Annotated in this window: 23 protein-coding genes and 1 pseudogene; 20 read left to right on the top strand and 4 right to left on the bottom strand. The window is 71.3% G+C overall.

The genetic code is table 11. The annotated features are described in order from the left end of the window. Nucleotides 1-2: 2 nt before the first annotated feature. The 3 genes from JIX55_RS14000 to JIX55_RS13990 form a co-directional block, all read right to left on the bottom strand. Nucleotides 3-743: an LON peptidase substrate-binding domain-containing protein gene (locus JIX55_RS14000; protein ID WP_257563638.1), complete on the bottom strand. Its 741-nt coding sequence runs from the start codon at nt 741-743 to the stop codon at nt 3-5. A 70-nt stretch (nt 744-813) separates the two neighbouring features. After that, nucleotides 814-1,824: a hypothetical protein gene (locus tag JIX55_RS13995; protein ID WP_257563637.1), complete on the bottom strand. Its 1,011-nt coding sequence runs from the start codon at nt 1,822-1,824 to the stop codon at nt 814-816. Between the two features lie 172 nt (nt 1,825-1,996). Beyond that, nucleotides 1,997-3,577 (bottom strand): oxidoreductase, encoded by a 1,581-nt coding sequence (locus JIX55_RS13990; protein ID WP_257563636.1) that lies wholly within the window; start codon nt 3,575-3,577, stop codon nt 1,997-1,999. Between the two features lie 217 nt (nt 3,578-3,794). On the opposite strand from JIX55_RS13990, the gene hisD reads away from it, so the two are divergent. From hisD to JIX55_RS13945, 9 genes and pseudogenes are all read left to right on the top strand, one after another. Beyond that, nucleotides 3,795-5,117: a histidinol dehydrogenase gene (hisD, locus tag JIX55_RS13985; RefSeq protein ID WP_257563635.1), complete on the top strand. Its 1,323-nt coding sequence runs from the start codon at nt 3,795-3,797 to the stop codon at nt 5,115-5,117. Continuing rightward, nucleotides 5,114-6,253, top strand: coding sequence for a histidinol-phosphate transaminase (locus JIX55_RS13980; RefSeq protein ID WP_257563634.1), 1,140 nt, complete (start codon nt 5,114-5,116; stop codon nt 6,251-6,253). The genes hisD and JIX55_RS13980 overlap by 4 nt, the downstream gene beginning before the upstream one ends. After that, the gene (gene hisB, locus JIX55_RS13975) at nt 6,250-6,843 is read left to right on the top strand and encodes an imidazoleglycerol-phosphate dehydratase HisB (RefSeq protein ID WP_149822680.1); all 594 of its coding nucleotides are present in this window, start codon (nt 6,250-6,252) and stop codon (nt 6,841-6,843) included. Before JIX55_RS13980 ends, hisB begins: the two co-directional genes overlap by 4 nt. Then, the gene (locus JIX55_RS13970) at nt 6,840-7,004 is read left to right on the top strand and encodes a hypothetical protein (protein ID WP_257563633.1); all 165 of its coding nucleotides are present in this window, start codon (nt 6,840-6,842) and stop codon (nt 7,002-7,004) included. Before hisB ends, JIX55_RS13970 begins: the two co-directional genes overlap by 4 nt. Beyond that, the gene (hisH, locus tag JIX55_RS13965; protein WP_257563632.1) at nt 6,995-7,645 is read left to right on the top strand and encodes an imidazole glycerol phosphate synthase subunit HisH; all 651 of its coding nucleotides are present in this window, start codon (nt 6,995-6,997) and stop codon (nt 7,643-7,645) included. The genes JIX55_RS13970 and hisH overlap by 10 nt, the downstream gene beginning before the upstream one ends. Nucleotides 7,646-7,647: 2 nt before the next feature. Then, entirely contained in the window at nt 7,648-8,373 is a 726-nt protein-coding gene (gene priA, locus JIX55_RS13960) for a bifunctional 1-(5-phosphoribosyl)-5-((5-phosphoribosylamino)methylideneamino)imidazole-4-carboxamide isomerase/phosphoribosylanthranilate isomerase PriA (RefSeq protein ID WP_257563631.1), read from the top strand. After that, nucleotides 8,370-8,762, top strand: a complete 393-nt coding sequence (locus JIX55_RS13955) for a RidA family protein (RefSeq protein WP_257563630.1) — start codon at nt 8,370-8,372, stop codon at nt 8,760-8,762. Before priA ends, JIX55_RS13955 begins: the two co-directional genes overlap by 4 nt. Before the next feature lie 24 nt (nt 8,763-8,786). Continuing rightward, nucleotides 8,787-9,557: an imidazole glycerol phosphate synthase subunit HisF gene (gene hisF, locus JIX55_RS13950; protein ID WP_257563629.1), complete on the top strand. Its 771-nt coding sequence runs from the start codon at nt 8,787-8,789 to the stop codon at nt 9,555-9,557. A 134-nt stretch (nt 9,558-9,691) separates the two neighbouring features. Next, nucleotides 9,692-9,848 (top strand): annotated as a pseudogene (locus JIX55_RS13945) (MFS transporter); the annotation flags it as partial. Between the two features lie 6 nt (nt 9,849-9,854). Here the strand turns inward: JIX55_RS13945 and JIX55_RS13940 are convergent. Continuing rightward, nucleotides 9,855-10,490 carry a TIGR03085 family metal-binding protein gene (locus JIX55_RS13940; protein WP_257563628.1) on the bottom strand — a complete coding sequence of 212 codons (636 nt, stop codon included), beginning with the start codon at nt 10,488-10,490 and terminating at the stop codon, nt 9,855-9,857. Nucleotides 10,491-10,635: 145 nt separating this feature from the next. Between JIX55_RS13940 and hisI the strand changes: the two genes are divergently transcribed. The 11 genes from hisI (at nt 10,636) to lgt (ending at nt 20,363) form a co-directional block, all read left to right on the top strand. Then, nucleotides 10,636-11,082 (top strand): phosphoribosyl-AMP cyclohydrolase, encoded by a 447-nt coding sequence (gene hisI, locus JIX55_RS13935; protein ID WP_257563627.1) that lies wholly within the window; start codon nt 10,636-10,638, stop codon nt 11,080-11,082. Nucleotides 11,083-11,093: 11 nt separating this feature from the next. After that, nucleotides 11,094-12,581, top strand: coding sequence for an anthranilate synthase component I (locus JIX55_RS13930; protein WP_257563626.1), 1,488 nt, complete (start codon nt 11,094-11,096; stop codon nt 12,579-12,581). 52 nt (nt 12,582-12,633) lie between these two features. After that, nucleotides 12,634-13,278, top strand: a complete 645-nt coding sequence (locus JIX55_RS13925; protein ID WP_257563625.1) for a TIGR02234 family membrane protein — start codon at nt 12,634-12,636, stop codon at nt 13,276-13,278. A gap of 215 nt (nt 13,279-13,493) precedes the next feature. Beyond that, nucleotides 13,494-13,766, top strand: coding sequence for an HGxxPAAW family protein (locus JIX55_RS13920; protein WP_257563624.1), 273 nt, complete (start codon nt 13,494-13,496; stop codon nt 13,764-13,766). A 140-nt stretch (nt 13,767-13,906) separates the two neighbouring features. Next, on the top strand, nt 13,907-14,389 hold the full coding sequence (locus JIX55_RS13915) for a DUF2752 domain-containing protein (protein ID WP_257563623.1): 483 nt from the start codon (nt 13,907-13,909) through the stop codon (nt 14,387-14,389). A gap of 172 nt (nt 14,390-14,561) precedes the next feature. Beyond that, nucleotides 14,562-15,371, top strand: a complete 810-nt coding sequence (trpC, locus tag JIX55_RS13910; RefSeq protein WP_257563622.1) for an indole-3-glycerol phosphate synthase TrpC — start codon at nt 14,562-14,564, stop codon at nt 15,369-15,371. A 207-nt stretch (nt 15,372-15,578) separates the two neighbouring features. Next, a complete protein-coding gene (trpM, locus tag JIX55_RS51435) occupies nt 15,579-15,773 on the top strand; it encodes a tryptophan biosynthesis modulator TrpM (RefSeq protein WP_443046415.1) in 195 nt (64 codons plus the stop codon). A gap of 381 nt (nt 15,774-16,154) precedes the next feature. Beyond that, nucleotides 16,155-17,444, top strand: a complete 1,290-nt coding sequence (gene trpB, locus JIX55_RS13905; RefSeq protein ID WP_257563621.1) for a tryptophan synthase subunit beta — start codon at nt 16,155-16,157, stop codon at nt 17,442-17,444. After that, nucleotides 17,441-18,259, top strand: a complete 819-nt coding sequence (gene trpA, locus JIX55_RS13900) for a tryptophan synthase subunit alpha (protein ID WP_257563620.1) — start codon at nt 17,441-17,443, stop codon at nt 18,257-18,259. The genes trpB and trpA overlap by 4 nt, the downstream gene beginning before the upstream one ends. 151 nt (nt 18,260-18,410) lie before the next feature. Continuing rightward, nucleotides 18,411-19,181 carry a DsbA family protein gene (locus JIX55_RS13895; RefSeq protein WP_257563619.1) on the top strand — a complete coding sequence of 257 codons (771 nt, stop codon included), beginning with the start codon at nt 18,411-18,413 and terminating at the stop codon, nt 19,179-19,181. A 150-nt stretch (nt 19,182-19,331) separates the two neighbouring features. Further along, nucleotides 19,332-20,363 carry a prolipoprotein diacylglyceryl transferase gene (gene lgt / locus JIX55_RS13890; RefSeq protein ID WP_257563618.1) on the top strand — a complete coding sequence of 344 codons (1,032 nt, stop codon included), beginning with the start codon at nt 19,332-19,334 and terminating at the stop codon, nt 20,361-20,363. Nucleotides 20,364-20,376 lie beyond the last annotated feature (13 nt).

Raw genomic sequence — 20,376 nt, 5'->3', positions numbered from 1 at the left:
CGTCAGTTGAGGCTCGTCGGGCTCCGCGTCAGCTCCGACGCGGGCAACGACGGCAGACTACGGATGATGGCGGACTCGGCGCGCAGGAGTCTCAGCTCGTCGCGCAGACGGGACGCGGTGTCGGGCGCCTGGAGAAGCCGCTGCTTGGCGGGCGTGTCGAGCATCATCGCCGCGGCGACCAGATACGAGACGACGGCCGGCTCGTCCGGGAGGTCCGCACCCGTCGACAGCGAGCGTTCCCGGGCACCCGCGAGCCGTTTCTGGTACTGGCGGAACGCCCGCAGAACGCCCTCCGCGAGCGCGCCCGCCTCGTCACCGGCGTCCTCGGGCAGCTCCTCCAGGTCCGCCACGAGGAACGGGCCCGAGGCGTCCACCGAGAGCAGGCGCACGCGGGTGGTACCGGTCGCGAGGACCTCGTACGTGCCGTTGTCGCGCTCCCGGATGGTCGCCGCGTCCGCGATGCAGCCCACGGAGTGGAACGCCTTGGTCGGCTCGTCGCCGAAGCCGGCGGTCGGGCCGCGGTCGGGCAGGGCCGTCGGATCCGGCATGCCGGGTGCGCTCGGCGCGACCTCGTGGCCGTCGCGGATGGCGACGACGGCGAAGCGGCGGGGTTGGTCCTCGGGGGTCTTCAGCAACTCGCGCATCATGGCGCGATAGCGCTCCTCGAAGATGTTCAGAGGAAGCACGAGCCCCGGGTACAACACCGAGTTCAGGGGGAAGAGCGGCAGTCGGACGGTGGTCACGAGGCCAGAGCCTAATGGTCGCCGGGGCGCGCGCGTTCGTCCGTACTCGTTTGGTGACCTCCCAGGAGACCTATCCTTCGCCCCGCGTCGGCCTTTCCAGCCGTGCGCGCAGCGGGATCGAGCACGCCACTTCCAGCCGTACGCCGTCCCGCAGCTGGAGGAACTGGCCCAGCGGATCGTCCGAGACGCGGTCCCAGGGAAAGGACGTGGCGTACGGGCCGATCATGCGCAGCTGGGCCAGGGCGTCCGGCCAGCGCTCCAGGCGGACCAGGACGTACGTCAGGAGGTTGCGGACCTCGGCCGGCCACGGGTCGCCGGGGTCGTACTCGGCGGAGAGCGTGATCGCGCCGTCCGCCGCCGCGTCCAGGCGGGTGCGGGGGACCACGGCCCCGCCGCCCTCGGTGAGGTACGCGAAGGCCGCCCGGACCGGCAGGGCCCGGACGAGGGAGCCGGGGAGCGCGTCCTCGGCGGCCCGCTCGGCGAAGTCGAAGCACTCACGGTGCGAGCCGTACCACGCGGCCGAGAGGTACTTCAGGGCCGAGACATGGCAGCCGTAGTGGTGCGGGGAGCGGCGGACCGCCTCCGCCCACAGCTGCTCGAAACCGGTGTTGCCGAGGCCCGTGCCCCGGGCGTGGTCGAGGGCGATCCGCCAGGGCACCGGGTCACGCGGCTCGCCCTCGGCGGCCGCGGCGATCAACGGGCCCACCTCGCGCAGCAGTTCGACCCGGGCGGGGGAGTGCCAGCCTCGGGCCACCGCCAGCTCGGCCTTGATCAGCAGGACGTCCGGATCGTGCGGGGCGGCCGCCTGCCAGGCCCGCAGCCACTCGTCGCGCGCGTGGGCGAAGGCGGCGAGCCGCAGCGCGTACCGGTCGCGGTTCTCCCACTCGGCGGCCTCCCGGGTGGTCGCCAGGAGCTTCGCCGCGGGCGCGTACTCACCACGGCCGGCCGCCACCAGCGCGGGGCCGAGCCGGTCGTCGGGGGCGTCGAGCAGTACCTCGTCGTCGGCGGGCAGACCGGCGGCGAGCCGTGAGGTGTGGCGTGCCATCCGGGCGGTACGGACGAGCGCGCGCAACGGATCCATTGGCGCCAGGCACCTCCTTGCGCCTAAACCGGCGCCGCTCTCGCGGATCGGCTTCTCGCCGTCGTGACTTCGCAGTTGATGGTTTCGGTATCAAGACGGTGGGAAGGCGGCTGAGGTTGCGCGCTCGCAGATTAAGGTCCGGATCAGGGATCGGTTCCTGAGCAGGAACCGATCAGTTCCTGCTCAGCAGACGGGTGGCCCCCGCCGCCACCGTCGTCGCCAGGATCCAGCCCAGGATGATCACCACCGCGGCCAGCCACTGCCAGCCGCCGCGCAGCTGCCAGTAGCCGACCTGGCCGAGCTCGATGACCGGCAGCAGCAGATCCAGGGCGAACAGGGACGGGCTCCAGTGCGGGTGCTCGCCGCTCTTCATCGGCGGATGATGCGCGTGCGAGAAGGCGTACGAGGTCAGCGCCCACAGCACCGCCATCCACACCGCGGCCCGGCCCGGCCGGTACCCGTACGCGACCACCCAGTCCTGCGCGTAACCCCAGAGTTTGGCCGCGAGCGGCAGGTTCTCCCGCCGGTGGCGCTGCTTGGCGAGGAGCACCTCGCGGGCGCCCTCGTCGTCGCCGCCGGCCCGCAGCACGGTCGCCAGCCGCTCGTACGGCTCCGGGCTGTACTCGGCGGTCGCCGCCGCCACCCACTCCAGCCGTCTGGCCAGCGGGAACCGGTCACGTGGTACGAGGGACTCGTACTGGAAGCCGCCCATGTGGAGGTTGCCGGGGCCGGGCCAGCTCTCCGAACTGTCGATCAGGACACCGACGCGGGCGCCGGACAGGACGACCTTGCCGCGCTCCGGCTTCTCGCCGAGGAAGCGCAGCTCGGGCACCTGGACGCGGCGCAGGGACAGCTCCTGTTCATCCGTGAAGGTGAACCGGGCCCGCTCCAGGTCGACGGAGTCGCCGAACCGCCCGTCGTCCAGCCGGATCCCGCCCTGGCACTCGAACCGCTGGACCCGGGTGCCGCGCGCGGGCGTGCTCCCGCTGGTGTGCAGCGGATTGCCGATGCCGGCCGGGGTCAGATAGAGGGTGCGCTCGACGGTCAGCTGGGGCGCGTTGAGGGCGAGACGGCCGTAGGGGTTGGCGAGCCGGCTGCCGCGCAGGCTGAGCGAGGCGCCGACGGTCGCGCCGCGCAGGCTCAGCTCGCCGTGCGACTCCAGCATCTCGGCCTGCACGTCCTGGGCGACGGTCAGCCCGTCGGCGGAGAGCGAGCGGCCGTGCCGGTCGCGGTAGACGACCGCCTGGTTGAGCAGCAGATCGGTGCCGATATGGGCGTCGGCGAGCCGCACCCCGTTGTGGAACCGGCAGCGCGGCAGATGCAGATCGCCCTCCGTGTGGAGCCGGGCCGCCTCCAGGCGCGGCACCGAGCAGTCCACCAGCCGTACGGTCGTGAACCGGGCCTCCGGCAGCAGGATCTCCTTCTCGAACCGGCAGCCCTTCATCTCCACGTACGGCACCACCTGGCCGCCCGCGAGCTCCAGGACGCCCTTGATCTGGACGCCCACCAGCTTCAGCGCGGACACCCGGCCGGCCAGCGCGGGCGGCCCGTCCAGCAGCAGCCAGGCCACGATCCGGGCGCGAACACTGCGCTCGGGCCCCCAGGGGTGGCCGCCGTGCGGATCGTCCACGGCGATGTCCCCGTCACGCAGGTCGTACACGCTGCCATTGCGGAACGCCTGCCACATACCGGCCTCGGCGGCGGACAGGTCGTCCGGCACGTCCCCGTCCCGGACGCCGGCACCCTCGGTCACAGCTCTTCCTTCCTCCGTCCCTGGCCCACACATGTCGGCTCGTACGCGCGCGGCACACATACCGCGTGTATCGCACAACTGTTCATGCTGGTGATGCCCGCTGAGTGACGCCCTGAACGCTAGACGTGAAGGTGATCTTCCGGGTTCCCGCGCTGGTCTGTATCAGCCATTGATACGCGCGGACGGCGGCCGACGGAGGTCTGAGAGAATTGGGCCCGTGATCTCCCGAATCGATCTGCGCGGCGACGCCCTCCCGGAGGGACCCGCCCTGCGCGACCTGCTGCCCCGAGCCGACTTCGACGTCTCGGCCGCCCTGGAGAAGGTGCGTCCGATCTGCGAGGCCGTGCATCATCGGGGCGACGCGGCGCTGATCGACTTCGCGGAGAAGTTCGACGGCGTACGGCTGAAGTCGGTACGGGTCCCGGCGGAGGCTCTCACGCAGGCGCTGGAGCAGCTCGACCCGGCCGTCCGCGCGGCCCTGGAGGAGTCCATCCGCCGCGCCCGCATCGTCCACCGCGAGCAGCGCCGCACCACGCACACCACGCAGGTCGTCCCCGGCGGCACGGTCACCGAGAAGTGGGTGCCGGTCGAACGCGTCGGCCTCTACGCCCCCGGCGGCCGGTCGGTGTACCCCTCGTCCGTGATCATGAACGTGGTCCCGGCGCAGGAGGCCGGTGTCCCGTCGATCGCCCTCGCCTCCCCGGCGCAGGCCGAGTTCGAGGGGCTCCCGCACCCCACGATCCTCGCGGCCTGCGCGCTGCTCGGCGTCGACGAGGTGTACGCGGCCGGTGGTGCCACCGCCGTCGCGATGTTCGCGTACGGCACCGAGTCCTGCCCGCCGGCCAACATGGTCACCGGGCCGGGCAACATCTGGGTGGCCGCCGCCAAGCGGTACTTCACCGGTGTCATCGGCATCGACTCCGAGGCGGGCCCGACCGAGATCGCGGTCCTCGCGGACGACACCGCCGACCCGGTGCACGTCGCCGCCGACCTGATCAGCCAGGCCGAGCACGACCCGCTCGCGGCCGCCGTGCTCGTCACCGACTCCGTCGCCCTCGCCGACGCGGTCGAGAAGGAGCTGGAGCCGCAGGTCGAGGCCAGCAAGCACATCGAGGACCGGATTCGTCCGTCGCTCGCGGGCCGGCAGTCCGCGATCGTCCTGGTCGACGGGATCGACGAGGGCCTGCGGGTGGTCAACGCGTACGGCGCCGAGCACCTGGAGATCCAGACGGCCCGTCCTCAAGAGGTCGCCGAGCGTGTCGTCAACGCGGGCGCCATCTTCATCGGTCCCTGGGCACCGGTCTCGCTGGGCGACTACGCGGCCGGCTCCAACCACGTGCTCCCGACCGGTGGCTGCGCCTGCCACTCCTCCGGTCTGTCCGTCCAGTCCTTCCTGCGCGGCATCCACATCGTCGACTACACGAAGGACGCGCTGGCCGAGGTCGCGCACCACGTGGTGACGCTGGCGGAGGCGGAGGACCTGCCCGCGCACGGCGCGGCGATCAAGGCAAGGTTCGGTTGGAAGGTACCTGGCAAGTGAGCTTCGGAATCGACGATCTCCCCGTACGGGACGAACTGCGCGGCAAGAGCCCTTACGGCGCGCCCCAGCTCGACGTCCCCGTACGGCTGAACACCAACGAGAACCCGTACCCGCTGCCCGAGCCGCTGGTCGAGCGGATCACCGAGCGGGTGCGGGAGGCGGCCCGGCACCTCAACCGCTACCCGGACCGGGACGCGGTGGAGCTGCGCACGCGGCTCGCCGAGTACCTGACGAACACGTCGGGGTACGAGGTCGGCCTGGCGAACGTCTGGGCGGCCAACGGCTCCAACGAGGTCATCCAGCAGCTCCTGCAGACCTTCGGCGGGCCCGGCCGTACGGCCATCGGCTTCGAGCCGTCGTACTCGATGCACGGGCTGATCTCGCGCGGCACGGGCACCGGCTGGATCTCCGGCCCGCGCAACGACGACTTCACGATCGACCTCGCCGCCGCCGAGAAGGCGATCGCCGAGCACCGGCCGGACGTCGTCTTCATCACCACCCCCAACAACCCCACGGGCAACGCGGTCTCGCGGGAGACCGTCCTCGCGCTGTACGAGGCGGCGCAGGCGACCAAGCCGTCGATGGTGGTGGTCGACGAGGCGTACATCGAGTTCAGCCACGGCGACTCGCTGCTGCCGCTGCTCGACGGACGGCCGAACCTCGTCGTCTCCCGGACGATGTCCAAGGCCTTCGGCGCGGCCGGTCTGCGCCTCGGCTATCTCGCCGCCCACCCGGCGGTCGTGGACGCGGTCCAGCTCGTACGGCTGCCGTACCACCTCTCGGCCATCACCCAGGCGACCGCCCTCGCCGCCCTGGAGCACACCGACACCCTCCTCGGCTATGTCGAAGAGCTGAAGAAGGAGCGGGACCGGCTGGTCGCCGAGCTGCGCGCGATCGGCTACGAGGTGACCGAGTCCGACGCGAACTTCGTGCAGTTCGGCAGGTTCGAGGACGCGCACGAGGTCTGGCGGAAGATCCTCGACCGGGGCGTCCTGGTCCGCGACAACGGCGTACCGGGATGGCTGCGCGTGACCGCGGGAACCCCGGCCGAAAACGACGCGTTCCTCGACGCGGTACGTGAGTTGCAGTGTCTTGTGGGGGCCACCCCCACACCCCCGAAGGAGCAGAGCGTATGAGCCGGGTAGGACGCGTGGAGCGGACCACCAAGGAGACGTCGGTCCTCGTCGAGATCAACCTCGACGGCACCGGCAAGACGGAGATCTCCACCGGGGTCGGCTTCTACGACCACATGCTCGACCAGCTCGGCCGCCACGGTCTGTTCGACCTGACCGTGAAGACCGACGGCGACCTGCACATCGACTCCCACCACACCATCGAGGACACCGCCCTCGCGCTGGGCGCCGCCTTCAAGCAGGCCCTCGGCGACAAGGTGGGCATCTACCGCTTCGGCAACTGCACCGTCCCGCTGGACGAGTCCCTCGCCCAGGTCACCGTCGACCTGTCCGGCCGCCCCTACCTCGTGCACACCGAGCCCGAGAAGATGGCGCCGATGATCGGCGAGTACGACACCACGATGACCCGGCACATCCTGGAGTCCTTCGTCGCCCAGGCCCAGATCGCGCTGCACGTGCACGTGCCGTACGGGCGCAACGCACACCACATCGTCGAATGCCAGTTCAAGGCGCTGGCCCGGGCGCTGCGCTACGCGTCCGAGCGCGACCCGCGCGCGGCCGGCATCCTGCCCTCCACGAAGGGCGCACTGTGAACGGGCTCTCCACCACTCTGATCGTCGTCGGCCTCTTCCTGGTCGGCGGGATCATCTCGTTCGCCAAGCAGCAGATGCCGAAGAGCCTCATCACGCTGCTCTCGATAGGCGCCGCGATGTGTCTCGTCGCGGGCATCCTGCGGCTGGAGGTGTGGAATTGAGCACCGCGTCCAAGAAGGTCGTCGTCTTCGACTACGGCTTCGGAAACGTGAGGTCCGCCGAGCGCGCCCTGGCGCGCACGGGGGCCGAGGTCGAGATAACGCGTGACTACGACAAGGCCATGAACGCGGACGGGCTGCTGGTGCCGGGCGTCGGCGCCTTCGCCGCCTGCATGAAGGGGCTGAAGGAGGCGCGCGGCGACTGGATCATCGACCGGCGGCTCTCCGGTGGCCGCCCGGTGATGGGCATCTGCGTCGGCATGCAGATCCTCTTCGCGCGCGGCATCGAGCACGGCGTGGAGACCGAGGGGCTCGACGAGTGGCCCGGCGCGGTCGAGCCGCTCCAGGCCGAGATCGTGCCGCACATGGGCTGGAACACCGTCGAGGCCCCGGCCGGCACGGAACTGTTCGCCGGCCTCGACGCCGACGCCCGCTTCTACTTCGTGCACTCGTACGCCGTCCACGACTGGTCCCTGGAGACGCACAACCCGGCCCTGACCGCTCCCAAGGTCACCTGGTCGACGCACGGCAAGCCCTTTGTGGCGGCCGTGGAGAACGGCGCCCTGTGGGCCACGCAGTTCCACCCCGAGAAGTCCGGCGACGCCGGAGCGCAGCTGCTGAACAACTGGATCGGAACCCTGTAGCCATGGCAAAGCTCGAACTCCTTCCCGCCGTCGACGTCCGTGACGGCCAGGCGGTCCGGCTCGTCCACGGCGAGTCCGGCACGGAGACCTCCTACGGCTCCCCGCTGGAGGCCGCCCTCGCCTGGCAGCGCGCGGGCGCCGAGTGGCTGCACCTGGTCGACCTGGACGCCGCGTTCGGCACCGGCGACAACCGTGACCTGGTCGCCGAGGTCACCCGGGCCATGGACATCAAGGTCGAGCTGTCCGGCGGCATCCGGGACGACGCCTCCCTGGCGAAGGCCCTGGCCACCGGCTGCACCCGGGTCAACCTCGGCACCGCCGCCCTGGAGACCCCCGAATGGGTCGCCAAGGTGATCGCCGAGCACGGCGACAAGATCGCGGTGGGTCTCGACGTGAAGGGCACCACCCTGCGCGGCCGCGGCTGGACCCGCGACGGCGGCGACCTCTACGAGACGCTGGAGCGCCTCGACAAGGAGGGCTGCGCCCGCTACGTCGTCACGGACATCGCCAAGGACGGCACCCTCCAGGGGCCCAACCTGGAGCTGCTGCGCAACGTGTGCGCCGCGACGGACCGCCCGGTCGTCGCCTCCGGCGGCGTGTCGTCCCTCGACGACCTGCGGGCCATCGCCGAGCTCGTGCCCCTCGGTGTCGAGGGCTCCATCGTCGGGAAGGCCCTGTACGCGAAGGCGTTCACCCTGGAAGAGGCCTTGGAGGCTGTGTCGTCATGACGTCCGAAGCCGTGCGGCGAGTGCAGAGCGGGAGCCCCTGGGAGGAGTCCTTCGGTTTCGCGCGTGCCGTCGCGGCGGGCGATCGCGTCCTGGTGTCGGGCACCACCGCCTTCAAGGGCGATGTCCTGTACGCGGAGGGCGACCCGTACGAACAGGCCAGGGTGGCCTTCACCAGCGCGATCGAGGCGCTCGGCGAGTTCGGGCTCGGCGCCGAGTCCGTGATCCGTACGCGGATGTACCTGACACACATGCGGGACGTGGAGGCCGTGGGGCGGGCCCACAAGGAACTCTTCGACCCGGTGCGTCCGGCCGCGACCCTGCTGGTCGTGGAGGGTTTCGTCGACCCGCGCATCCTTGTCGAAGTAGAAGTCGAAGCATTCAGAGGCTAGGCCTTTTAAGGAGCCGTGGATTTCATGACCCTGGCGGTCCGAGTCATCCCCTGCCTGGACGTGGACAACGGCCGGGTCGTCAAGGGCGTCAACTTCCAGAACCTGCGCGACGCGGGCGACCCCGTCGAGATGGCCAAGGTGTACGACGCCGAGGGCGCCGACGAGCTGACATTCCTGGACATCACCGCCTCGTCGGGCAACCGTGAGACGACGTACGACGTGGTGCGCCGCACCGCCGAGCAGGTCTTCATCCCGCTGACGGTCGGCGGCGGCGTCCGCACGGCCGAGGACGTGGACAAGCTGCTGCGGGCGGGCGCGGACAAGGTCGGCGTCAACACGGCGGCGATCGCCCGCCCCGACCTGATCCGTGAGATCGCCGAGCGCTTCGGCCGCCAGGTCCTGGTGCTGTCGGTCGACGCCCGCCGTACCCCTTCCCGCAGCAGCTCGTACGGCTCCTTCGAGGTCACGACCCACGGCGGCCGCAAGGGCACCGGCATCGACGCCGTCGAGTGGGCCCACCGGGCCGCCGAGCTGGGCGCCGGCGAGATCCTCCTCAACTCCATGGACGCGGACGGCACCAAGGACGGCTACGACCTGGAGATGATCGCGGCCGTCCGCAAGCACGTCACCGTCCCCGTCATCGCCTCCGGCGGCGCCGGCAAGCTGGCGGACTTCTCCCCCGCGATCGAGGCAGGCGCCGACGCCGTCCTCGCCGCCTCGGTCTTCCACTTCGGCGACCTGCGCATCGGCGAGGTCAAGGACGCGTTGCGGGGGGCGGGGCATCCCGTGAGGTGAGGCCGTAGGCCTTGTGGTGTAAGCCCCGGTCATCTGGTGGCCGGGGCTTACCTGTGGCCGGATGTGTGTGTGGGTGGGGGCGGGACAGGTGAGGGAAGCCGCCGCGGATCACCGATCCGGGCACGTCGCGGGAGCTGCTTCAGCCCCAGTCCGACCCCGCCCATCTCGGCCGGGTGACCTCAGACGTGGGGCACCCGACCCGTCTTCGTCGTCAGCGCGGTGGTGTGCGGCCTCGGCGGGGTCATCGGCCTGGGCGTCCGTGACCTCCGCCGAGCCGAACTGCCGGAGTGAGGCTCCTCAGATCCCCAGCTGCTTCGTCTCGTGCAGCTTCGTGATCGCGTCCTTGTCGCCCTCCAGTTCCACATCGGCCACCTGCTGCCGGCCGTACAGGAACAGCAGGAGCTCCGAGGGCTCGCCGGTGACCGTGACGACGGGGGCGCCGCGGTGGGCCACCGCGGTCCGGCCGTCGGGGCGGCGCAGGACCAGGCCGGTCGGGGAGCCGCGGCCCATCAGGCGGGCGGTGCGTTCGAGGCGGGACCAGAGGGCGTCCTGGAAGACGTGGTCCAGCTCGCGTGGGGACCACTCGGGCTGGGCGCGGCGGATGTCCTCGGCGTGGACATAGAACTCGATCGTGTTCGACGCCTCGTCGATCTGCTTGAGGGAGAAGGGCGAGAAACGCGGCGGGCCGGTACGGACGAGCTGGATCAGCTCCTCGTACGGCTTCGCGGCGAACTCCTCCATCACCCGGTCCAGGCGCGAGGCGAGCTGTTTGATGAGGATGCCCCCGGCGGCGTCGGGGCGGCGCTCGCGCACCACCACGTGCGCGGCCAGGTCACGGGTCTTCCAGCCCTCGCACAGGGTGGGAGCCTCCGGGCCCGCGGTCTCCAACAGGTCGGCGAAGAGAAGCCGTTCACGCTTGGCATGGGTCGACATGGCAGCCAGCCTACGACCGGGCCACCGCTCCGCCCAGCGCAGGCCCCGGCCCGATGCCCGGCAGCGGTGCCGTTCGTATGACAAGAGGGTCCGGCCTGTGGACAACGGACGAGGCGGGTCACCGCGGCGCGGCACAATGGCACGCATGACCAGCACGCCGTCCTCCAGCAGCCCCACCGGTCCCGGAGCCCCCGTCGGCCCCGGCGCTCCCAGCGCGCTGGACCCCGATATCGCCGCGCGCCTCAAGCGCAGCGCCGACGGGCTCCTGCCCGCCATCGCCCAGCAGTACGACACCGGTGAGGTGCTCATGCTCGGCTGGATGGACGACGAGGCACTGCACCGCACGCTCACCACCGGGCGCTGCACCTACTGGTCGCGCAGCCGCCGCGAGTACTGGGTGAAGGGCGACACCTCCGGCCACTTCCAGTGGGTGAAGTCCGTCGCCCTGGACTGCGACGCCGACACCGTCCTCGTCAAGGTCGACCAGGTGGGCGCCGCCTGCCACACGGGCGCCCGTACCTGCTTCGACGAGGACGTCCTCAAGGCCGCCGAGGGCGGCGCCGATTGCGACGTACCGTCACTGGATCAGTAAGGTCAGCCGCCATGGACCTCGAGACGTTCCGCAAGCTGGCCTCCGACCGCCGGGTCATCCCCGTCAGCCGCAAGCTCCTCGCCGACGGCGACACCCCGGTCGCCCTCTACCGCAAGCTCGCCGCCGAGCGCGCCGGCACCTTCCTCCTGGAGTCGGCGGAGAACGGCCGCACGGCGTTTCAATGGTCTCGCTACTCCTTCGTAGGCGTCCGCAGCCACGCCACCCTCACCGCCCGCGACGGCCAGGCCCACTGGCTCGGCACCCCGCCCGTCGGCGTCCCCGTCGACGGGGACCCCCTCGCCGCCCTGCGCGCCACCATCGACGCCCTCCACACCCCCCACCAGGAGGGCATGCCGCCCTTCACCGGCGGCATGGTCGGCTACCTCGGCTACGACATCGTGCGCCGCCTGGAGAAGATCGGCCCCGGCGAGCGCGACGACCTCCGGCTGCCCGAGCTGACCATGCTGCTGACGAGCGACCTGGCGGTCATGGACCACTGGGAGGGCTCGGTCCTGCTGATCGCCAACGCCATCAACCACAACGACCTGGACACGGGCGTCGACGAGGCCTACGCCGACGCGGTGGCCCGCCTCGACGCCATGCAGGCCGACCTCGCCCGGCCCGTCGCCCAGCCCCCGGCGGCCCTCCCGCCCTCCGAACTGCCCGAGTACACCGCGCTCTGGGGCGGCCCGGACTTCCAGGAGGCCGTCGAGGACATCAAGGAGCGCATCCGGGCCGGCGAGGCCTTCCAGGTCGTCCCCTCCCAGCGCTTCGAAACGCCGTGCACGGCCAGCGCGTTGGACGTCTACCGGGTCCTCAGGGCGACCAACCCGTCCCCGTACATGTACCTGTTCCGCTTCGACGGCTTCGACGTCGTAGGTTCCTCCCCCGAGGCCCTGGTCAAGGTCGAGGACGGGCAGGCCATGGTCCACCCCATCGCCGGCACCCGGCACCGGGGCGCGACCCCGCAGGAGGACCAGGCCCTCGCCGACGAACTGCTCGCCGACCCCAAGGAGCGCGCCGAGCACCTCATGCTCGTCGACCTGGGCCGCAACGACCTGGGCCGGGTCTGCGAACCGGGCTCGGTCGAGGTCGTCGACTTCATGTCCATCGAGCGGTACTCCCACGTCATGCACATCGTGTCCACCGTCACCGGCCGGGTCGCGGCGGGCCGCACGGCCTTCGACGTGCTGACCGCCTGCTTCCCCGCCGGCACCCTCTCCGGCGCCCCGAAGCCGCGCGCCATGCAGATCATCGACGAGCTGGAGCCGTCCCGCCGGGGCCTCTACGGCGGCTGCGTCGGCTATCTCGACTTCGCGGGCGACTCCGACACCGCCATCGCCATCCGTACGGCCCTGTTGCGCGACGGCACCGCGTACGTCCAGGCCGGCGCCGGCATCGTCGCCGACTCGGACCCCGTCGCCGAGGACACCGAGTGCCGCAACAAGGCGGCGGCGCTTCTGCGCGCGGTGCACACGGCGAACCGACTCGGACAATAGGGCGCTTCTCACGTGCGCCCCGGGTGACAACCCACCCGGGGCGCACGCGATAGTGGAGTACGTGACAGCAGCACCTCACCCCCCTTCCGAACCCGCGTTCGTCCGTGCAGGCCGGCGCAGCCTCGCCCTGGCGCTGCTCAGCGGTGCGCTCGGCGCGGCCGTCGTGCTGCTCGCCAGCCGCCAGCGGTGGTCGGAGGGCACCGCCTCGGTGGCCGGCGGCGCCTTCCCGCTGACCGCCAAGGGCAGCGACGTCACGGGCGTGCCCGCGTCCCTCGCCGTGGTGGGCCTCGCCGCGCTCGTCGCCGTCTTCGCCGTACGCCGGTCCGGGCGCCTCCTGGTCGCCGTCCTGCTGGCCCTCTCCGGCGCGGGCACGATCGCCGCCGCGCTGCTCGGCGCGTACGACAGTTCGGCGCTCGACGACAAGGCGGCCGAGGCCTCCGGCGACAACGCCGCGACCGTCGAAGCGCTCAGCCACACCGGCTGGCCGTACGTCGCGGCCGTCGGCGGCGCCCTCATCCTGCTTGCCGGGCTGCTCGCGCTCCGCTACGGACGGCTGTGGCCCGCGATGTCCGGCCGCTACGAACGCGACGGCACCCCCCGGCCGCGCAAGGCCAAGCCGGTCGACCCCGACCGGCCCGAGGACATGTGGAAGGCCCTGGACCGCGGCGAGGACCCCACGGGACCGGACCCGGCTTGAGCGCTCCGCTGGAAGTCCCGCGAGGTGGAGCCGCACATGGACATGGCATGGCCCGCGCCCCTTCAGGGCGCTGCCGAACCGCGGCGGACGCGGGGGAAGACCCCCGCTGAAGGCAGTGCGGCGCGTACGGGACAATGGACGACGAGCGTCCGACTCACCACCGGCATCGAGCGACACACATCGAGCACCACGCATTGAGCAACGAGGAGCAAGACATGGCGGGCAGCAGCCACGGTCACACCCCGGCCGCATGGACCGGCGTCACCATCGCCTTCATCGGTTTCTGCGTCTCGGGCGCCTACATGGTGATGGCCCAGCCGCTGGGATTCTGGGCCGGCATGGTCATCATCGTCCTCGGCGGCGTCGTCGGCGTGATCATGCGCGCCATGGGCATGGGCCAGCCGAAGGACGCGCACGCCGTGTACGAGACGGCGGCGGCGCGCACCAAGACCGCGACGACTCCCGAGCCGGCCGGCGCCAAGGGCTGAACTTCCGGGTGAGGGGCGGCCCGGCGGCACCGGCCGCCGGGCCGCCCCTTGGTTGAGGCAGGGCCTCGACCAGGCCGTTTCGCCTGGCGCCGGGGCACTCGGCCGCCCCTCGGGCGCGCGTACGGCCCACGCGGGGCAGAATGCGGTGTGTGAACGCCGAGACTCAGCCAGCCGCGCCGCCACCGCGCGCCGACACGGCCGACGCGACCGCCGGTCGCGCCACGAGCCGCGTGCTGCGCGAGCTTCTGGTGCCCGCCGGAGTGCTCACGGCCGTCGGCGGGGCCTTCGCCTACGTCGCGGCCGTGGACCCCAACGAGCCCGGCCACTACCCGGTCTGCCCCCTGTGGCGCTTCACCGGCCTCTACTGCCCCGGCTGCGGCGGCCTGCGCAGCGCGCACGCCTTCGCGCACGGGGACCTCGCGACAGCCCTCACCGACAACGCGCTGGCCGTGGCGGGCTTCCTGGGCTGCGCGGTGCTGTGGACCGTCTGGGTGGTCCGTGCGGTGCGGGGACGGCCGTTGCGGTTCGCACTCGGCCCCGTTCAGTTGTGGGCGCTCGGCGCGTTGGTGCTCGTTTTCACGATCGTCCGGAACCTGCCGTTCGGTGGCTGGCTCCGTCCTTGATCAAACGGTGAACGTCCAGGTAATGGGACCGCCGTCAACCGGATGCGAGGCCTACGCCCTCCTCCGGATACCATCGCAGTGAACTGCCAGACTCATGAGAACCGCTCGACTGTCAAGACAAGACCGTCAAACGTTGTCACCGATTTCCACCGTCTGAAAGGGGGCCGCTCGCGTGAGTGTGCTCGACGAGATCATCGACGGAGTCCGTGCCGACCTCGCGGAGCGGCAGGCGCGCGTCAGCCTCGACGAGCTCAAGGAGCGCGCGGCGAAGGCTCCGGCGGCCAAGGACGGCGCGGCCGCCCTGCGCGGCGACGGCGTCAAGGTGATCTGCGAGGTCAAGCGGTCCAGCCCCTCCAAGGGCGCGCTCGCCGCGATCGCCGACCCGGCCGGCCTCGCCGCCGACTACGAGGCCGGCGGTGCGGCGGTCATCTCCGTCCTCACCGAGCAGCGCCGCTTCGGCGGCTCGCTGGCCGACCTGGAGGCGGTCCGCGCGCGCGTGGACATCCCCGTCCTGCGCAAGGACTTCATCGTCACCTCGTACCAGCTGTGGGAGGCCCGGGCGTACGGCGCCGATGTGGTCCTGCTGATCGTCGCGGCCCTCGACCAGTCGGCGCTGGAGTCGCTGATCGAGCGCGCCGAGTCCATCGGGCTCACCCCGCTCGTCGAGGTCCACGACGAGGACGAGGTCGAGCGGGCGGTCGACGCCGGCGCCCGGGTGATCGGCGTCAACGCGCGCAACCTCAAGACCCTCGAGGTCGACCGCACCACGTTCGAGCGCGTCGCCCCCGAGATCCCCGACTCCATCGTCAAGATCGCCGAGTCCGGCGTCCGGGGCCCGCACGACCTCATCGCCTACGCCAACGCCGGCGCCGACGCGGTCCTCGTGGGCGAGTCCCTCGTCACGGGCAAGGACCCCAAGACCGCAGTCGCCGACCTCGTCGCGGCGGGCGAACACCCGGCGCTGCGGCACGGGCGGAGCTGACGGCCGATGCGCCCGGCCCCTCACCGCGACGCCATCGCCGCCGACCGACCGGGGGTCGGCCCGGTGGTCGGAGTGGTGGATTGCGTGAGGTCGGCCGGGCCGGCGTCCGTGGGCGTCGCGGGATGCGTACGGTCGGCCGCTGTGCCGTCTTCACCCAGGGCCGATGTCGCCCACACGGGTGATCCGGGGCCGGTAGGCTGTCTCTCGATGTTCTCGATCACCATGACCTCCAGGGACCCCTACGCCCGCCTCGCGCGCGGGTGCCGTCCCCGTGGCTGCCGGGCGCCCGCCCGCCGCGTGCACGGGCGCCGGGTCCGCTATGTCATCGGTGACGAGCCGGGCCAGGTGAACGGCATGCGATGGCCCCGCCGGCGTACGCGCCGGGTCCCTGCGGCGAGCTGATCCGCGTTCCCTTGTGAGCGCCGGGTGCTTCGTCCCCGCCGGTCCATGAGTCCTCCCGGCCCAGTTCGCCACCACCGATCCACGCCTTCCTGGTTCCTCGCCGTTGTGGCGGGAAATCGGGGCGGCGGCGGTGAGGAGAAGCGGTGGCGAGGGAGGCGGCCGGCGATGCGCCACGCCGACCGAGGCGGGCGCTGGGGGCGACTTCCGACCTCTGAACGGCTGGGCTGCTCGGGGCCGCTCTCGTGAAGGTCTGTTGCTCCCCCTGTCGGCAGTCAGGACGGGTGGGTGGGTGAACGGGCTCCGAGGGCTACGCACGCGTGCGTACGCACTGTGATTCTTCGTCCGATCAACGATGGGGCTACGCCCCTGCGAGGTAACCGCATGTCCAGTGAGTTCTTCATTCCCGACCCGGAGGGTCAGGTTCCTACTGCCGAGGGGTACTTCGGCGTGTTCGGCGGCAAGTTCATCCCGGAGGCCCTGGTCGCCGCCGTGGACGAGGTCGCCGTGGAGTACGACAAGGCGAAGCACGACCCCGAGTTCGCGCGTGAGCTCGACGATCTGCTCGTGAACTACACGGGGCGGCCCAGTTCGCTCACCGAGGTGCCCCGGTTCGCCGAGCACGCCGGCGGTGCGCGGGTGTTCCTCAAGCGCGAGGACCTTAACCACACCGGGTCGCACAAGATCAACAACGTGCTCGGGCAGGCCCTGCTCACCAAGCGCATGGGCAAGACCCGGGTCATCGCCGAGACGGGAGCGGGCCAGCACGGCGTCGCCACCGCCACCGCCTGCGCCCTCTTCGGGCTCGAGTGCACCATCTACATGGGCGAGATCGACACCCAGCGGCAGGCCCTCAACGTCGCGCGCATGCGCATGCTCGGCGCCGAGGTCGTCGCCGTGAAGTCCGGCTCCCGGACCCTCAAGGACGCCATCAACGAGGCGTTCCGGGACTGGGTCGCCAACGTCGACCGTACGCACTACCTGTTCGGCACCGTGGCAGGGCCCCATCCCTTCCCCGCCATGGTCCGCGACTTCCACCGGGTCATCGGGGTCGAGGCGCGGCGCCAGCTCCTCGAACGCGCCGGGCGGCTTCCCGACGCCGCCGTCGCCTGCGTGGGCGGCGGGTCCAACGCCATCGGGCTCTTCCACGCCTTCATCCCGGACGCCGGCGTACGCCTCATCGGCTGCGAACCGGCCGGCCACGGCATCGAGACCGGTGAGCACGCGGCGACCCTGACCGCCGGTGAGCCGGGCATCCTGCACGGCTCGCGGTCGTACGTCCTACAGGACGAGGAAGGCCAGATCACCGAGCCGTACTCGATCTCCGCGGGCCTCGACTACCCGGGCATCGGCCCCGAGCACTCGTACCTCAAGGACAGCGGTCGCGGCGAGTACCGCGCGGTCACCGACGACGCGGCCATGCAGGCGCTGCGTCTGCTGTCGCGCGCCGAGGGCATCATCCCGGCGATCGAGAGCGCGCACGCGCTCGCCGGTGCCCTGGAGGTCGGCAAGGAACTGGGCAAGGACGGGCTGATCGTCGTCAACCTGTCCGGGCGCGGCGACAAGGACATGGACACGGCCGCGCGCTACTTCGGCCTGTACGAAACCGGTGCCGACGCCGAGGTCGCCGCCGACGCGGCCGATCTCGCCGAGATCGAGGGGGACGCCAAGTGAGCGGGAACATCCAGCTGTTGAGTGACACCCTCGCCGCGGCGAAGGCGGAGGGGCGGTCCGCGCTCATCGCCTATCTGCCGGCCGGGTTCCCGACCGTCGACGGCGGCATCGCCGCGATCAAGGCGGTCTTCGAGGGCGGTGCCGACGTCGTCGAGGTCGGTCTGCCGCACAGCGATCCGGTCCTCGACGGTCCCGTCATCCAGACCGCCGACGACATCGCCCTGCGCGGCGGCGTCAAGATCGCGGATGTGATGCGCACGGTCCGGGAGGCCTTCGAGGCCACCGGGAAGCCCGTACTCGTCATGACGTACTGGAACCCGATCGACCGCTACGGCGTCGAGCGCTTCACGGCCGAGCTCGCCGAGGCGGGTGGCGCGGGTTGCATCCTCCCCGACCTGCCCGTCCAGGAGTCGGCGCTGTGGAGGGAACACGCCGAGAAACACGGCCTCGGCACGGTCTTCGTCGTCGCGCCCAGCAGCAAGGACGCCCGCCTCGGCGAGATCACCGCGGCGGGCAGCGGCTTCGTCTACGCCGCCTCGCTGATGGGCGTCACGGGCACCCGGGAGTCGGTGGGCGCGCAGGCCCAGGACCTGGTCCAGCGCACCCGGGCCACGGGCACCGGGCTGCCGGTCTGCGTCGGGCTCGGTGTCTCCAACGCCGAGCAGGCCGCCGAGGTGGCCCAGTTCGCCGACGGTGTGATCGTCGGGTCCGCGTTCGTGAAGCGGATGCTGGACGCGCCGGACGAGGCGGCCGGCCTGGACGCCGTACGGGAGCTGGCGGGCGACCTCGCGAAGGGCGTGCGCCGGAGCGCGTGACCGGCGTGTCACCCGGCGTGTGAGGGGGCGCGTGACGTTCACCCGTTTGTCGTACGGGGATCGCTGGACGTAACGGGTCATCCGCTCACTCGAACGGGTGGAAGTGGGATCGGGGAGGCGCGGTGCGCCTCCCCGGTTCGTTCTGCGGGATGTGAGCGAGAAGAACCGTGAGGGAAAGCGCACCGCCCGTGAACGGCTGGCGGAGGAGCGCGAGAAGCAGAAGGCCGCCGAGAAGCGCCGTCGGGTGCTGATCGTGGGCGCCTCGGTGCTGTGTGTGCTGGGGCTGGCCGGCGTGATCGGCGTCGTGGCGGCGAACGCGGACAAGGACGCCGACACCGCGGGCCCGGTCGTGGCGCCCTCGGGGGCCAATGGCGAGGACAGCCTCGTGATCCCCGTCGGGGACGCCGGTGCCGAGTCGACCCTTTCGGTGTGGGAGGACTTCCGCTGCCCGGCCTGCAAGTCCTTCGAGGACGCGTACCGCTCGACGATCCACGAGCTGACCGAGGCCGGAAAGCTGAAGGTCGAGTACCACCTCGCCACCCTGATCGACGGGAACATGGGCGGCAGCGGCTCCCGCAAGGCCGCCAACGCCGCCGCGTGCGCGCAGAACGAGGGCAGGTTCCCCGCCTACCACGACGCGCTGTTCGAGAACCAGCCCGCCGAGACGAGCGACGACTTCGCCAGTGACGCCAAGCTGCTCGACCTGGCGCAGAAGGTGGACGGGCTGGACACCTCCGCCTTCCGCACCTGCGTCGAGAACGGCACGCACACCAGCTGGGTCGCGAAGTCGAACAAGGCCTTCCAGAAGGGCGGCTTCTCCGGCACACCGAGCGTCTTCCTCAACGGCACCAACATCTACGCGGACCAGTCCATGACCCCCGCCAAGCTGAAGCAGATGGTGGAGGCGAAGGCAAAGGGGTGAGGCTCGGGGTGGCCGAGCGGGCCGTGTTGGGCCGTGGGGGGAGTCCTGCGGGGCCCGTAGGGCGTCAAGGACGTTGGGGCACGGCGTTATGGACCCGTTGCCGGGGTGCCTGCCGTCGGCCGTGCCCGGCAAGGTAGCGTCGACCCTGCCATGGAACTTGCCTACATTCCCAGCCCGTCGCGCGGGGTGCTGTACCTCGGTCCCGTCCCGCTGCGCGGCTACGCCTTCTGCATCATCATCGGTGTCTTCGTAGCCGTCTGGCTCGGCAACAAACGCTGGGTCGCCCGGGGCGGGCGCGCCGGTACGGTCGCCGACATCGCGGTCTGGGCCGTGCCTTTCGGCCTGATCGGCGGACGGCTCTACCACGTGATCACGGACTACGAGCTGTACTTCAGCGAGGGCCGTGACTGGGTGGACGCCTTCAAGGTCTGGGAGGGCGGGCTCGGCATCTGGGGCGCGATCGCCCTCGGTGCGGTGGGTGCGTGGATCGGGTGCCGTCGGCGTGGCATCCCGCTTCCCGCGTACGCCGACGCCGTCGCGCCCGGCATCGCGCTGGCGCAGGCGATCGGGCGGTGGGGCAACTGGTTCAACCAGGAGCTGTACGGTCGGCCGACCGAGCTGCCCTGGGCCGTGGAGATCACGTCCGCCACGGACGGACGGGTGCCGGGCACCTATCACCCGACCTTCCTCTACGAGTCACTGTGGTGCATCGGTGTCGCGGTCCTCGTCATCTGGGCCGACCGTCGCTTCAAGCTCGGGCACGGGCGGGCGTTCGCGCTGTACGTCGCCGCGTACTGCGCGGGGCGGTTCTGGATCGAGTACATGCGGGTCGACGACGCCCACCACATCCTCGGGCTGCGCCTCAACAACTGGACCGCGCTGTTCGTCTTCATCCTCGCCGTGATCTACCTCGTCCTGTCGGCCCGGAAGCGGCCGGGGCGGGAGGAAGTCGTGGAGCCGGGTGTCTCCGACGGTGACGGGGACGAGGGCGCTGCCGCGGCGGACCTGGAGAAGGCCGAGGAATCGGAGGCGGCGGAGACCTCGGGCAAGTCGGGGAAGCCCTCGGGGAAGTCCGAGAAGCCCTCGGGGAAGTCCGACGAGAAGGCCGACAAGGGTGAGAAGGACGACGCGACCTCCGACTCCGTGGTCGAGAAGAAGGCCGAGTCCGCCGAGAAGAGCTGACGTATCGCTCCGG

Origin of the sequence: Streptomyces sp. DSM 40750 (assembly GCF_024612035.1) — a bacterium.
Taxonomy (GTDB): Bacteria; Actinomycetota; Actinomycetes; order Streptomycetales; family Streptomycetaceae; genus Streptomyces.
The sequence above is the reverse complement of the archived record's forward strand: the minus strand, read 5'-3'. Positions and strand labels throughout refer to the sequence as shown.

Coding starts and splice junctions, on each gene's coding strand:
- JIX55_RS13995 (WP_257563637.1), bottom strand. CDS start 1,824: ATGGATCCGTTGCGCGCGCTCGTCCGTACCGCCCGGATGGCACGCCAC.
- hisB (WP_149822680.1), top strand. CDS start 6,250: ATGAGCCGGGTAGGACGCGTGGAGCGGACCACCAAGGAGACGTCGGTC.
- priA (WP_257563631.1), top strand. CDS start 7,648: ATGGCAAAGCTCGAACTCCTTCCCGCCGTCGACGTCCGTGACGGCCAG.
- JIX55_RS13955 (WP_257563630.1), top strand. CDS start 8,370: ATGACGTCCGAAGCCGTGCGGCGAGTGCAGAGCGGGAGCCCCTGGGAG.
- hisF (WP_257563629.1), top strand. CDS start 8,787: ATGACCCTGGCGGTCCGAGTCATCCCCTGCCTGGACGTGGACAACGGC.
- JIX55_RS13940 (WP_257563628.1), bottom strand. CDS start 10,490: ATGTCGACCCATGCCAAGCGTGAACGGCTTCTCTTCGCCGACCTGTTG.
- hisI (WP_257563627.1), top strand. CDS start 10,636: ATGACCAGCACGCCGTCCTCCAGCAGCCCCACCGGTCCCGGAGCCCCC.
- JIX55_RS13930 (WP_257563626.1), top strand. CDS start 11,094: ATGGACCTCGAGACGTTCCGCAAGCTGGCCTCCGACCGCCGGGTCATC.
- JIX55_RS13920 (WP_257563624.1), top strand. CDS start 13,494: ATGGCGGGCAGCAGCCACGGTCACACCCCGGCCGCATGGACCGGCGTC.
- JIX55_RS13915 (WP_257563623.1), top strand. CDS start 13,907: ATGCGGTGTGTGAACGCCGAGACTCAGCCAGCCGCGCCGCCACCGCGC.
- trpM (WP_443046415.1), top strand. CDS start 15,579: ATGTTCTCGATCACCATGACCTCCAGGGACCCCTACGCCCGCCTCGCG.
- trpB (WP_257563621.1), top strand. CDS start 16,155: ATGTCCAGTGAGTTCTTCATTCCCGACCCGGAGGGTCAGGTTCCTACT.
- lgt (WP_257563618.1), top strand. CDS start 19,332: ATGGAACTTGCCTACATTCCCAGCCCGTCGCGCGGGGTGCTGTACCTC.